The sequence below is a fragment of the Streptomyces sp. NPDC058685 genome (assembly GCF_042714725.1).
Taxonomy (GTDB): domain Bacteria; phylum Actinomycetota; class Actinomycetes; order Streptomycetales; family Streptomycetaceae; genus Streptomyces.
Genome location: NZ_JBHXSL010000048.1, coordinates 44,474 through 57,118 on the forward strand (window position 1 = coordinate 44,474; position 12,645 = coordinate 57,118).

General features: G+C 70.5%; 11 protein-coding genes. 7 read left to right on the forward strand and 4 right to left on the reverse strand.

From position 1 onward, the window contains the following. Positions 1-420 precede the first annotated feature (420 nt). From ACFWU3_RS29150 to ACFWU3_RS29165, 4 genes are all read left to right on the forward strand, one after another. On the forward strand, positions 421-603 hold the full coding sequence (locus tag ACFWU3_RS29150) for a Trm112 family protein (RefSeq protein ID WP_384443640.1): 183 nt from the start codon (positions 421-423) through the stop codon (positions 601-603). 34 nt (positions 604-637) lie between these two features. Further along, on the forward strand, positions 638-1,774 hold the full coding sequence (locus ACFWU3_RS29155) for an SIS domain-containing protein (protein ID WP_384443642.1): 1,137 nt from the start codon (positions 638-640) through the stop codon (positions 1,772-1,774). 109 nt (positions 1,775-1,883) lie between these two features. Further along, positions 1,884-3,059, forward strand: a complete 1,176-nt coding sequence (manA, locus tag ACFWU3_RS29160) for a mannose-6-phosphate isomerase, class I (protein WP_384443644.1) — start codon at positions 1,884-1,886, stop codon at positions 3,057-3,059. Positions 3,060-3,158: 99 nt separating this feature from the next. Continuing rightward, positions 3,159-4,139 carry a cation diffusion facilitator family transporter gene (locus tag ACFWU3_RS29165; protein WP_384443646.1) on the forward strand — a complete coding sequence of 327 codons (981 nt, stop codon included), beginning with the start codon at positions 3,159-3,161 and terminating at the stop codon, positions 4,137-4,139. 94 nt (positions 4,140-4,233) lie between these two features. Here ACFWU3_RS29165 and lepB read toward each other — a convergent pair whose 3' ends face one another. Then, positions 4,234-4,926 (reverse strand): signal peptidase I, encoded by a 693-nt coding sequence (gene lepB, locus ACFWU3_RS29170; protein ID WP_384443648.1) that lies wholly within the window; start codon positions 4,924-4,926, stop codon positions 4,234-4,236. 136 nt (positions 4,927-5,062) lie between these two features. Continuing rightward, a complete protein-coding gene (locus tag ACFWU3_RS29175; protein ID WP_384443659.1) occupies positions 5,063-7,117 on the reverse strand; it encodes a fructose-specific PTS transporter subunit EIIC in 2,055 nt (684 codons plus the stop codon). Positions 7,118-7,552: 435 nt separating this feature from the next. On the opposite strand from ACFWU3_RS29175, the gene ahcY reads away from it, so the two are divergent. Together ahcY and ACFWU3_RS29185 are read left to right on the forward strand one after the other, a co-directional pair. Beyond that, positions 7,553-9,010: an adenosylhomocysteinase gene (gene ahcY, locus ACFWU3_RS29180; RefSeq protein ID WP_327683636.1), complete on the forward strand. Its 1,458-nt coding sequence runs from the start codon at positions 7,553-7,555 to the stop codon at positions 9,008-9,010. Between the two features lie 344 nt (positions 9,011-9,354). After that, entirely contained in the window at positions 9,355-9,969 is a 615-nt protein-coding gene (locus ACFWU3_RS29185) for a hypothetical protein (RefSeq protein ID WP_384443650.1), read from the forward strand. A 73-nt stretch (positions 9,970-10,042) separates the two neighbouring features. On the opposite strand, the gene ACFWU3_RS29190 is transcribed toward ACFWU3_RS29185, so the two are convergent. Further along, positions 10,043-11,116: an RDD family protein gene (locus ACFWU3_RS29190; protein WP_384443652.1), complete on the reverse strand. Its 1,074-nt coding sequence runs from the start codon at positions 11,114-11,116 to the stop codon at positions 10,043-10,045. 121 nt (positions 11,117-11,237) lie between these two features. Between ACFWU3_RS29190 and ACFWU3_RS29195 the strand changes: the two genes are divergently transcribed. Continuing rightward, positions 11,238-12,245, forward strand: a complete 1,008-nt coding sequence (locus ACFWU3_RS29195; RefSeq protein ID WP_384443653.1) for a stage II sporulation protein M — start codon at positions 11,238-11,240, stop codon at positions 12,243-12,245. Positions 12,246-12,395: 150 nt separating this feature from the next. Here the strand turns inward: ACFWU3_RS29195 and ACFWU3_RS29200 are convergent. Continuing rightward, positions 12,396-12,645 (reverse strand): hypothetical protein (locus ACFWU3_RS29200; RefSeq protein ID WP_384443655.1); only part of this gene is annotated, 250 nt, incomplete at its 5' end.

Here is a 12,645-nt window from a genome sequence, read left to right on the forward strand (position 1 = left end):
GCAGCGGGTGCGGGGCTCGAGGCAGGCAGCGGGTGCGGCGCGCGGTGCCCGGCACGGTCGGGTGATGCGTGCCGGGTCGGCGGGGTGCGGTGCGTGCGGTGTGCGGGCGGCGTGTGCGGGTGGGTACGAGGCTCGGGCCCGCACGCCGGGCCCGAGCCTCCGGGCACGACGTAGCCGGAGCCTCAGGGGACGCCGGGCAGGCAGCCGAGTCGCCGGCCCTGAGTCTTCGGGGTGCGGGCGCCCCGCACGCCGCCCCGGGCTTCCGAGGGCGCAGGCGCCCCGTACGCCGCCCGCACGGGCACCCCCAGAACGCGCCGCACCTCGCCCCCCGGCGGTAGGCTGACGTGGCCCAATCCGCATGACCGCGACCGCGTGTTCGGCGACCACCGCACACGGTCCGCCCCGAAGGGAACCTCACACATGCCGCTCGAAGCCGGTCTCCTGGAGATCCTCGCCTGCCCGGCCTGCCACGCACCGCTCAGCGACAGCACGGCGGAGGAGACCCCCGAGCTGATCTGCACCGGCAAGGACTGCGGCTTGGCCTACCCCGTACGCGATGGCATCCCCGTCCTTCTCGTCGACGAAGCACGCCGCCCCGCCTGACCCACCACCGCACGGCGATCGGAGACCCCATCCCATGCTCGACGAGTCGCTCCTCGACGATCCGGAAGCCCTGGCCCGAGCCGATCGCCGAGGACTGCTCCGTGGCGCCGCCGAGGCCGGGGCGCGGGTCCGCACCGCCGCCCGGCACGCCGCGGAGGCCGGCATCTCCGAGCTGAAGCCCGAGGGCCGCCCCCGTGCCGTCCTCGTCGCCGGCCCCGGACACGCCGCCACCGGAGTCGCCGATCTGATCGGCGCACTCGCCGGTGCGTTCGCCCCCGTCACCCGCCTGCATCCCACCGGTGTCGCACCCGCGGCCGGCGCGCTGCGCTGGGCGCTCCCCGGCTGGGCCGGATCGGTGGACCTGCTGCTCATCGCCACCACCGACGGCAGCGAACCGGGCCTCGCGCTCCTCGCGGAGCAGGCGTACCGCCGGGGTGCCACCGTCGTCGCCGTCGCCCCGCGCAACTCGCCGCTCGCCGAGGCCGTCGACGGTACGCACGGCATGGTCGTCCCGATGGCCACCGCCCCGCACGAGCTGTACGAGGAGACGCAGGCCGCGAGCCCCGGCGCGCTGTGGGCGCTGTTCACCCCGCTGCTGGCCCTGCTCGACCGGGTCGGGCTGCTGGAGGCCCCCGCCGAGATCCTGGAGAAGGTGGCGGACCGTCTGGACCGCACCGCCGAGCGCTGCGGCCCGGCGATCGCCACGTACAGCAATCCGGCCAAGACACTCGCCGCCGAACTCGCCGACAGCCTTCCGCTGGTCTGGACGGAAGGCGGGGGAGCGGGGCCGGTGGGCCGCCGGTTCGCCGCGGTACTGGCCGAGCTGGCCGGATGCCCCGCGCTCGCCGCCGAGCTGCCCGAAGCGCTCCCGGCGCACGGCGGGCTCCTCGTCAGTGACTTCGCCGCGGGCGCCGACCCGGACGACTTCTTCCGCGACCGGGTGGAGGAGCCGCAGGCGCTGCGGGCCCGGGTCGTCCTGCTGCGCGACCGGCCGGTCGGCGGCCTGACCGCAGCCCCCGCGGCGCGTGAACTGGCGCTCGGTCACGACACCCCGATCAGCGAGCTGGAACCCGAGGAGGGCTCGGAGCTGGAATCCATCGCCGAGCTGCTCGCCGTCACCGATTTCGCCGCTGTTTACCTGGCGCTCGCCGCGCTGGGCAACCCTGCGTAGCACCGCGGCACCGCGGCACCACAGCACCACAGCGCCGTGGCACCCACCGCAGCGCCGTTTCACCGCACCACCGCAGTACAGCAATGAAGCAGGGAGAAGCCGAAAGATCATGGACCGCCTCGCCAACACCGTGCGCCCCTACGCCTGGGGATCCACGACCGCGATCCCGGAGCTGCTCGGTATCGAACCCACCGGCGAGCCGCAGGCCGAGATGTGGATGGGCGCCCACCCGGGCGCTCCGTCCCGGCTCACCCGGGAGGCGGGTGAGCGGGCGCTGTCGGACGTGATCGCCGCGGACCCGGTCGGCGAACTCGGCGGCGCGGCCGTCGAGAAGTTCGGCCCGCGTCTCCCCTTCCTCCTCAAGATCCTCGCCGCGGGCGGCCCGCTCTCCCTCCAGGTGCATCCGAACCTCGAACAGGCGAAGGCGGGTTACGCCGCCGAGGAGAGCGCCGGCGTCCCGCTCGACGCCCCGCACCGCAACTACAAGGACGCCAACCACAAGCCCGAACTGATCTGCGCGCTCACGCCGTTCGACGGCCTGTGCGGATTCCGGGACCCGCTGGAGGCCGCAGGACTGCTCGCCGGCCTCGGCGTCGACACGCTGGAGCCGTACGTCGATCTGCTGCACGCCGGTCCGGAGGAGGCCGCGCTCCGCGAGGTCCTGACCGCGGTGCTGACCGCCGACCCCGAGGAGATGACGAAGACCGTCCACGCGGCCGCGCTCGCCGCGGAACGGCTCGGCGGCCCCTACATCCCGTACGCCGCCATCGCCCACCACTACCCGGGCGACCCGGGCGTCATCGCCGCGATGCTGCTCAACCATGTTCAACTGCAGCCCGGTGAGGCCCTGTTCCTCGGTGCCGGAGTCCCGCACGCGTATCTCGACGGCCTCGGCGTCGAGATCATGGCCAACTCCGACAACGTCCTGCGCTGCGGACTGACGCCCAAGCACGTGGACGTCCCCGAACTGCTGCGCATCGTCCGCTTCGAGGCGGGCGACCCCGGAGTGCTGCGCCCGGAGGCATCCGCGTCCGGTGAGGAGTTGTACGACACCCCCACCGACGAGTTCCGTCTCTCGCGTTTCGTCATCGCGCCGGGAGCGGCCGCACGCGACATCACCGCGCCCACCCCGCAGATCCTGCTCTGCACCGCGGGCGGCGTCACCGTGGGCGAACTGACGCTCGCACCGGGGGAGTCCGTGTTCGTCCCCGCAGGTGACAAGACGGAGATCGCGGGCACCAGGGGCGGTACCGGAACCCTCTTCCGCGCCACTGTGGTGGTCTGACGCCGGCCGCCTTCCGGTGCTGCAACAATGGCGCACCGCAAAGACCGGGCAAAGACCGAACCGGCGACCGACGTCAGGACGAAGGGACATACCGCACACATGAGCGCGTCAGGCGGAACCAAGGCGATCGTGGCGGCACTGGCCGCCAACCTCGCAATCGCGGTAGCGAAGTTCGTGGCGTTCCTGTTCAGCGGCTCGTCGTCGATGCTCGCCGAAAGCGTCCACTCGCTCGCCGACTCGGGCAACCAGGGCCTGCTGCTCCTCGGCGGGAAGAAGGCCCAGCGCGAGGCGACCCCGCAACACCCCTTCGGCTACGGCCGCGAGCGCTACATCTACGCCTTCCTGGTCTCCATCGTCCTCTTCTCGGTCGGCGGCATGTTCGCGATCTACGAGGGCTACGAGAAGATCAAGCACCCGCACCCGATCGAGGCCTGGTACTGGCCGGTCGGCGTCCTCGTCTTCGCGATCATCGCCGAGACGTTCTCCTTCCGTACGGCCATCAAGGAGTCCAACGCGATCCGCGGTGCGCTGTCCTGGACGCAGTTCGTGCGCCGGGCCAAGGCACCGGAGCTCCCCGTCGTCCTGCTGGAGGACCTGGGCGCGCTGGTCGGTCTGTTCCTGGCGCTCGGCGGCGTCGGTCTCGCGCTGGGCACGGGCAACGGCGTGTGGGACGGCATCGGCACGCTCTGCATCGGTGTCCTGCTGATCGTCATCGCGATCGTCCTGGCCGCGGAGACGAAGTCGCTCCTGCTGGGCGAGGCGGCCGGTGTCGAGGACGTCGAGAAGATCAAGAAGGCCCTGGTGGACGGCGAGGTGGTCACGCGCATCATCCACATGCGCACCCTGCACCTCGGTCCGGAAGAGCTTCTGGTCGCGGCGAAGGTCGCGGTGGAGCACGACGACACGGCCACGGAGATCGCCCACGCGATCAACGCCGCCGAGGACCGCATCCGCGCCGCCGTCCCGATCGCCCGTGTGATCTACCTGGAGCCGGACATCTACGACGCGGCGGCGGCCGAGGCGGGTGTGAACCCGGCGAAGTCCCCGGGCGGCGGCCCGGCCCCGGACGCGGCGCACTGACGCCTCGGGCGCGCGAACGGCATCCCGCATGCGCGGAGAAGGGCCCCCGGACCACGTGGTCCGGGGGCCCTTGCGTTGGTCGCTTCTCATGAGGTCATCGTGTGCCGGTCGGTCGGGCCGGGGCAGTCGGCGGCGCACCCGGCCGCCCGGGAAACTGCCCGGCCGCCCGTGCACGACGCCGCCCCGCCACCCAGCCGGCCAGAGCGAGCCCCGCTCCGGCCGGCAGGGCCACGCCCGAGACCACGACACCCGCGACCAGCAGCACGGGCACGGCGGTGTCGTCCGCACGTCCCTTCACCGCCGCCACCGGCACCGTGCCGCCGCCTTCGAAGAAGCGCGAGTCGAGCGAATCCATCCGGTTGTCCCCGAGCAGGAAGACCTGCCCGTCCGGCACCTTCACGTCGTACGGAGGCGCACCGCCGACCGCGTCTCCGTCCCTGAGGTACGGCTCTCGCAGCGGCTTCCCGTTCACGGTGACCCGCTCACCGCTGTCGCAGCAGGCGACGGAGTCACCGCCGACGCCCACGACCCGCTTCATCGTCTCCTGGCCGACGGGAGCCGGAGCGCGGAACAGGACGATGTCGCCGCGCCGTACGTCATCGGGACCCGCCTCCTCGAAGAAGACGGCGTCGCCCTGCGCATACCCGGGGGTCATCGAATCGCCGCTCGCGGCGCGCACCGAGTACCCCATGAGCGGCACCAGCGTCCCCGCCATTCCCAGCAGGCCCGCCGCCAGCAGCACCAACCCGGCACCACGCGGATTCCGCTTCGACCGTCGGGCTGTCATGTGGTCCCCCCACGTCGTCACCCCGGCCCGCACAGAGCCCGGGCCCCGCGCGACGCCCGCGCGGGGCCCGGGGTGCATGGCCCTGAGTCATGCCTACTGCCCGCCCCTGCACGCACCTGTGCCGGCAGGCGTACGGCTACTGAACTTCGCGCAACACCGCGAGGACCGCCGCCTCGTCGGGCGCGGCCGACAACCGCTCACGGAAGCCGGTGTCCATCAGCTTGCGCGAGAGCATCGCGAGGATCCTCAGGTGTTCGTCGCCCGCGGCCGCCTCCGGCACCGTGATCATGAAGATCAACTTGGCCTGCGTGCCGTCGAGCGAACCCCACTCCACGCCCTCGGCCGACCGCGCGAACCCGACCACCGGCGCCGTGACCGCGTCGGTCTTGGCGTGCGGAATGGCGATCTCCTCGCCGAGCCCCGTGGAGCCCTGCTCCTCACGGGCGAACGCCGCCGCCACCAGCGCGTCCAGATCGGCGACCTTCCCGGTGGTGGCGAGCATCGCGGCCATCTCGCGGATGGCGGCATCCTTGGTCTCCGCCTCCAGGCGCACCTGCACGGTCTGCCCGGTGAGATACCCGGACAGCACCTCGTCGCCCGCAGCCCCGGTCCCGGCCATGTGCTCGGCCTTGGGCTCAGCCTCGGGCTCGGCTTGGGGCTCAGCCTCGGGCTCGGCCTGGGGCTCGGTGGCGCCGGAGGCCGACGGGGGAGCGGCAGGTGCCTTCGTGAGTACGGCCGCGGTGCCGGCGCCCGTCCCGGCGCCGGCGAGCACCGGCTCGGGTACCAGAGGCCCGGTCCCCGTCGCGGGTCCGGCTCCCGCGGTCGCGAGTGCGGCCTCACCGCGGCTGCCGCGCTCCTTGATGTCGATCAGCGCGTTCGTCGTGATCGCCGTGACGAGGGTGCCGACGGCCACGGCGAGGAAGAACATCGGCACCCCGCCGATCGCCCCGAGCACCGCCACGATCGGTCCGCCGTGCGGTACCGCGTCCTCGACCGAGGCGACACCGGCGATGGCGCCGGCCACCGCACCACCGAGCATGTTCGCCGGGATCACCTGCGCGGGCCGGGCGGCCGCGAACGGAATCGCGCCCTCGGAGATGCCGAACATGCCCATGAACAGCGCGGCCATACCCGTCTCGCGCTCCTGCTGCGAGTAGAGCCGGCGCCGTATCAGCGTGGCGAGCCCCTGACCGAGCGGCATCACCGGGATCGCTGCCGCGCACATACCCATGACGGTCTGGTTGCCGGTCGCGATGAGCCCGGCGCCGAAGAGGAACGCGGTCTTGTTGACCGGGCCGCCCATGTCGAACGCGATCATGAGTCCCAGCAGCGCACCCAGCAGTACCGCACTGGTTCCGGTCATCCCGCTCAGCCAGTCGGTGAGATGCGTGAACACCCAGGCGATGGGTTCGCCGATGACGTAGATGAAGAACAGACTCAGCGCGGTCGTCGCCACGATCGGGATCACGATGATCGGCATGATCGGCTGCGCGAACCTGGGGACCTTGACCTTCTTGATCCACAGGACCAGATATCCGGCCAGGAACCCGGTGACGATGGCGCCGATGAACCCCGCGCCCGCCTCGGAGTCGTAGAACTCCCCGTGCCCGGCGATCCAGCCCCCGATCATGCCCGGCACCAGCGCGGGCCGGTCGGCGATCGCGTAGGCGATGTATCCGGACAGAATCGGGATCATCAGCTCGAAGCCGATGACACCGACGGCGTTCACATCCGCCCAGAAACTCCCCTCGGGGATCACATAGCCCTTGGCCGTCGCGTCACCGCCGAGGGCGAGGGATATCGCGATGAGCAGTCCGCCGACGACCACGAACGGGATCATGTACGAGACGCCGTTCATCAGCGCCTTGTAGACGGTGCTGCGCTCCTTGCCGCCCCCGGCCGCCCCGGATCCGCCGCCACTGCCGCCGTCCGCAGTGTGCACGGGCGCGCTCTGCACCTGCTCGATCAGGTTCTCCGGGTGATGGATCCCTTCGGCCACCCCGACGGCCAGCACCTTCTTGCCCACGAAACGGCTGCGGTCGACGTCCTTGTCGGCGGCGATGATGATGCCGTCAGCGTTTCTGACATCGTTGTCAGTCAAGACGTTCTCGGCGCCGATGGAGCCCTGCGTCTCCACCTTGATCTCGACGCCGAGCGCCTCCGCGGCCTGTGCCAGCTTCTCCGCGGCCATGTAGGTGTGCGCGATGCCGGTCGGACAGGCGGTCACCGCGAGCAGCCTGACCTTCCGCTTCTCGCTCTCCGGACTGGTCACGTGTTTCTCCTAACGCTTGTGGCGCAGATCGTGCAGATTCCCGATCCCGCAGCATCGTGCAACACGTTTGCGCCACATCAAAAGCCCTGGTGGCCCGGCACTTAAGGGACAAGGGGCCTGGGATGTGGCCGAATCCCGCCCCGGGGCGGGCTGGGGTCGACCGCAGGGATCGGTGTAGATTCGTGACCAGACTCAGACGTCGCTGCTGATGGCGGTCGGGCGGTCCTGACGGACCGACCGAGGGAGAGAGGGCCTCCGACGGACTGCGCTGCGAGTGGCCCGGGCATTCCTGTGTCCGCCGCCGCAGAGCCAGCCGTACCCACCTCGACCCACACCACGAGGAGCAGCTCGCCCATGACGACTGTCGCCACCGGCCAGGACTTCAAGGTCGCCGACCTTTCGCTCGCCGACTTCGGCCGCAAGGAGATCACCCTCGCCGAGCACGAGATGCCCGGCCTGATGTCGATCCGCAAGGAGTACGCCGCGCAGCAGCCGCTCGCCGGCGCCCGCATCACCGGCTCGCTGCACATGACCGTGCAGACCGCCGTCCTCATCGAGACCCTGGTCGCCCTCGGCGCCGAGGTCCGCTGGGCGTCCTGCAACATCTTCTCCACCCAGGACCACGCCGCCGCCGCGATCGCGGTCGGCCCCAACGGCACGCCGGACAGCCCCGCGGGCGTCCCGGTCTTCGCCTGGAAGGGCGAGACGCTGGAGGAGTACTGGTGGTGCACGGAGCAGGCGCTGACCTGGCCCGGCACGCCCACCGGCGGTCCGAACATGATCCTCGACGACGGCGGTGACGCCACGCTCCTGGTCCACAAGGGCGTCGAGTTCGAGAAGGCCGGCGAGGCACCCGACCCGGCCACCGCGGACAGCGAGGAGTACGCCTACATCCTCCGCCTGCTGAACCGCACCCTCTCCGAGGACCCGCAGAAGTGGACCCGCCTGGCGTCCGAGATCCGCGGCGTCACCGAAGAGACCACCACCGGTGTTCACCGTCTGTACGAGATGCACCGCGACGGCACCCTCCTCTTCCCGGCGATCAACGTCAACGACGCGGTCACCAAGTCCAAGTTCGACAACAAGTACGGCTGCCGCCACTCGCTCGTCGACGGCATCAACCGCGCCACCGACGTCCTGATCGGCGGCAAGGTCGCGGTCGTCTGCGGCTACGGCGACGTCGGCAAGGGCTGCGCGGAGTCCCTCCGCGGCCAGGGCGCCCGCGTGATCATCACCGAGATCGACCCCATCTGCGCCCTCCAGGCGGCGATGGACGGTTACCAGGTCACCACGCTCGACGAGGTCGTCGGCACGGCCGACCTGTTCATCACCACCACCGGCAACAAGGACATCATCATGGCCGCCGACATGGCCAAGATGAAGCACCAGGCCATCGTCGGGAACATCGGCCACTTCGACAACGAGATCGACATGGCCGGCCTGGCGCAAATCCCGGGCATCGTCAAGGACGAGGTCAAGCCCCAGGTCCACACCTGGAAGTTCCCCGACGGCAAGGTCATCATCGTGCTGTCGGAGGGCCGCCTGCTGAACCTGGGCAACGCGACGGGTCACCCCTCGTTCGTGATGTCCAACAGCTTCGCCGACCAGACCCTGGCGCAGATCGAGCTCTTCACCAAGCCGCAGGAGTACCCGACCGACGTCTACGTGCTGCCGAAGCACCTCGACGAGAAGGTCGCGCGGCTGCACCTGGACGCACTCGGCGTGAAGCTCACGACGCTCCGCCCCGAGCAGGCCTCGTACATCGGTGTGCAGGTCGAGGGCCCGTACAAGTCGGACCACTACCGCTACTGATCGTCTGCCGACCCCGGCCGGCTGCCCCCTGGATGGCGCGGGTGGACAGTCGGCCGACCGGTCGGACCCGAGCGACGGGCTCGGCCGAAGGCAGCCGGAAAACCAGCGGCGGCCGATGGCAGCCGCGCAGCTACCGGCGGCGGCAGCCGGAGCCACAGCGGCGGGTGGCCGTCACACCACCCGTCGCATGCGGCCGTCAGCAGCCAGTGGCCAACAGACAGCACAGCCGGCAGCGGCACCAGGCAGGCCCCCGCACCCCCGTGTCGGGGGCCTGCCCCGTACGCTCCCCGAACGGCTCCGGCTCTCCGGCACGAGCCTCACCGCCCAAGGACACCGACGCCCCCATGCCCCGCGGCCGCTATTCGCTCCACGATCCGCACGATCACACCCCCCTCGGCAACGAACACTTCCAATGCGCCCCCGGTCCGTCCGGCTGGCGCTACGTCTCGCAGATCACCACCCCCTCCGGCGATCACGCCGGCTCCGTCGACCTCGCCCTCGACGAACTCGGCCGCCCCATCCGCCTCGAACTCCACGCATCGAGCTGGCAGGTCCGTGGCGCCGCGCTCGACGGCGTCACGTGGGTCCGCACCGACCCCACCGGCACTCATGCCACCGAAGGCAATGTCCGCGCCCACGCCTTCACCGGCACTTCCCCCGCCTTCCTCATCGCGACCGCCCGCCTGCTGCACCTCACCCCCGGCTCCCCGGCGACGCGCGTCCGCCTGGTCGCCTTCACGGATCCAGTCCTCGCTCCCCGCACTGTCGATCAGTCCTGGGCCCTGGTGAAGAGTGAAGCGCATGCCACTGACAATGGCCCTCTGACCGTGGACGAATACCAGGTCAGCGCCCTGGACACGGGGGAGCAGCACACGGTGCACATCGCGGGGGACGTGGTTCTCGCGGCGCCCGGCATCGAACTCGAGGACCTCGAGACGCCGCCGTCCGTCCTGCCCTGACGAGCGATCACCGGCAGGCCGGTGGAGCCCACCGGGCGGCCCCGGTAGCTGCTGGCGGTCGGGGTGCCGGCACCTACGCGGGCGGCGCGAATCCCGTCAACTTCGGTGCGCCGCCATCGGCGCGATCACCGGCACCGCGGGACGGCTCGGCCGGGGTGCGGGGATGGGCATCCTTGGTCAGACCGAGCGCGACGGGTGTCGCCGGGGAACCGGCAGACTCACCGTCACCGATGGTCCGGCCCGCACCAGAGGCCGCAGGGCTCCTGGTTGCCGCACCCATATCGACACGCACACCAGCAGCGTTGGTCGCTCCGGCGGCCGGGGAGCCGAAACCGGTTACGGCCGCCGGCATGCGACCGACTCCGGTCATCGGCGCACCTCCAGCATGTCCAGCACTCCCCGCCCCGAAGGCCCGTCGTGCGTCGCGCGTCTGCCGCTCGTTCACCACAGCGGCCAGATAGGCGGCCGGCGGCACACCCTGCGGCGCGGGCGCCCCCGTACGGTCGGCCAGGTCACCCGCCAGCCGTTCCGCCATCGACCAGCTCACCGCCGGGTCCAACTGGCGCATCCGCGTCAGGTATTGCCGTATGGCCAGCCACAGGTGATCGGGCACCGCCGACAGGTCCAACTCCGTGAAACGTCCCACGAGCCACGGCGGCGGAGGCGGCAAGGCATTCCCACGCGTGGCCGGCACCCGCTCCCGCACGACCAGCGTCCCCGCGAACACATCCCCGATGCGCCGGCCCCGCGCCGACACCAGTGACGCGATACAGGCGATGACCCCGAACGACATCAGGATCTCGACCACGCCCATCGCCCCACGCACCAGCGCGTGCCGGAACCGGATCGGCCCACCGTCGTCCCGTACGACTCGCAGTCCACAGGCGAGCTTCCCCAGCGAACGCCCGTGGCTCAGGGTCTCCACCGCTATCGGCGCACCCACCAGGACCAGCAGGAACGTCGCGATCGACACCGCCATGACGGCAGCCTCGTCCAGTGAGGCCGTCGCCACGGCGAGGCCTATGGATATGAAGAGGTAAGCCGCCCACACGACCACCAGGTCGATCACGATGGCGAGTGCTCGACTCGGCAGTTTCGCCGACTGCAGCCCCAGTACGACCGCGTCCCCCGTCACTAGCGCACTCACCGCTGCCGCCCTCCGCCGTCGACCGTCCCTGCCCCTTGCTTCATCAGTCTGCCAAGCTGATCCGCAGCGCGCCGCAGTAGTACGAACCGTACGCACCCAGTGCCTGGAGCAGCAGCCGACCATGGACCTCGATGTCTTCGTGACCGCCCACCGTGCCGAGTGGGACCGCCTGGACCACCTACTGCACCGAGGCCGCCGACTCACGGGCGCCGAAGCAGACGAACTCGTCGCGCTCTACCAGCGCACCGCCACGCACCTGTCCCTCATACAGTCGAGCGCGCCCGACCCGGTCCTCACCGGCCGCCTCACGCAACTCGTCGCGCGCGCCCGGTCCACGGTCACCGGAACCCGGCGAGCCACATGGCGTGACGCGGTCCGCTTCCTCACCGCGGGTTTCCCGGCGGCCGTGTACCGCTCCCGACACTGGTGGGTACCGACCGCCGTCCTCTCCACCCTCCTCGCCGCGATCATCGGCTGGTGGATCGGCTCCCACCCGGAGGTCCAGTCCGCGATCGGCGCGCCCGACGAGCTCCGCCGGCTCACGCAACCGGGTGGCGAGTACGAGACGTACTACTCAAGCCACCCCGCGGCCTCCTTCGCCGCCCAGGTCTGGACGAACAACGCTCAGGCAGCCGCCATGTGCCTCACCCTCGGCGCCTTCCTGTGCCTCCCGGTGATCTGGATCCTGTTCCTCAACATGCTCAACCTGGGCGTCGGTATCGGCCTGATGTCCTCGGCCGGCCGCCTCGACGTGTTCCTGGGACTCGTCCTGCCGCACGGCCTCCTCGAACTGACCGCTGTCTTTGTCGCCGCGGGCACAGGCCTACGGCTCGGCTGGACGCTCATCGACCCTGGCCCTCTGTCCCGCCGGACGGCCCTGGCCCAGCAAGGGCGCGCCGCACTCGGCATGGCCATAGGCCTGGCCCTGGTGCTCTTCGTGGCGGGAGTGATCGAAGGCTTCGTCACCCCTTCGGGCCTGCCCACATGGGCTCGCATCACCATCGGCGTCGTCGCCGAACTGGCCTTCCTGGCATACGTCTACGTCCTGGGCGGACGAGCGGTTCGGGCGGGCGACACCGGCGACGTCGAGGAGGCCGACCGCAGTGCCGAGCTCCCGGCCGCTGCGTGATGTGCGTCCGACCCATCTGACCTGCTACTGTCCTCTCCGCCCGCAAAAACCGTTGACACGGTGGATGTGGGGAGGTAGATTTTGAGGGTTGCCTCGGACTGGACAAGACCGAGAGCAGTTGATAATGTCTCTCTCGCTCTCAACGGAAATTCAAATTTCCGCAGAGCCAATCGACTCCTTATCCGGATCGCTCAGGCCGATTAGCTCGGCCGAAATGCTTCTGATAAAGTCGGTGCAGCCGAAAGGCAAAAGGCCACTCCAATCGGCCATCGGATTCAAACTCCACCGGAAACGGAACGGAAAATGAATCTGGTAGGGTTGGAAACGCAAGACCGAAGGGAAGCGCCCGGAGGAAAGCCCGAGAGGGTGAGTACAAAGGAAGCGTCCGTTCCTTGAGAAC

Coding starts and splice junctions, on each gene's coding strand:
- ACFWU3_RS29175 (WP_384443659.1), bottom strand. CDS start 7,117: ATGGCCGCGGAGAAGCTGGCACAGGCCGCGGAGGCGCTCGGCGTCGAG.
- ACFWU3_RS29155 (WP_384443642.1), top strand. CDS start 638: ATGCTCGACGAGTCGCTCCTCGACGATCCGGAAGCCCTGGCCCGAGCC.
- manA (WP_384443644.1), top strand. CDS start 1,884: ATGGACCGCCTCGCCAACACCGTGCGCCCCTACGCCTGGGGATCCACG.
- ACFWU3_RS29165 (WP_384443646.1), top strand. CDS start 3,159: ATGAGCGCGTCAGGCGGAACCAAGGCGATCGTGGCGGCACTGGCCGCC.
- ACFWU3_RS29150 (WP_384443640.1), top strand. CDS start 421: ATGCCGCTCGAAGCCGGTCTCCTGGAGATCCTCGCCTGCCCGGCCTGC.
- lepB (WP_384443648.1), bottom strand. CDS start 4,926: ATGACAGCCCGACGGTCGAAGCGGAATCCGCGTGGTGCCGGGTTGGTG.
- ahcY (WP_327683636.1), top strand. CDS start 7,553: ATGACGACTGTCGCCACCGGCCAGGACTTCAAGGTCGCCGACCTTTCG.
- ACFWU3_RS29195 (WP_384443653.1), top strand. CDS start 11,238: ATGGACCTCGATGTCTTCGTGACCGCCCACCGTGCCGAGTGGGACCGC.
- ACFWU3_RS29185 (WP_384443650.1), top strand. CDS start 9,355: ATGCCCCGCGGCCGCTATTCGCTCCACGATCCGCACGATCACACCCCC.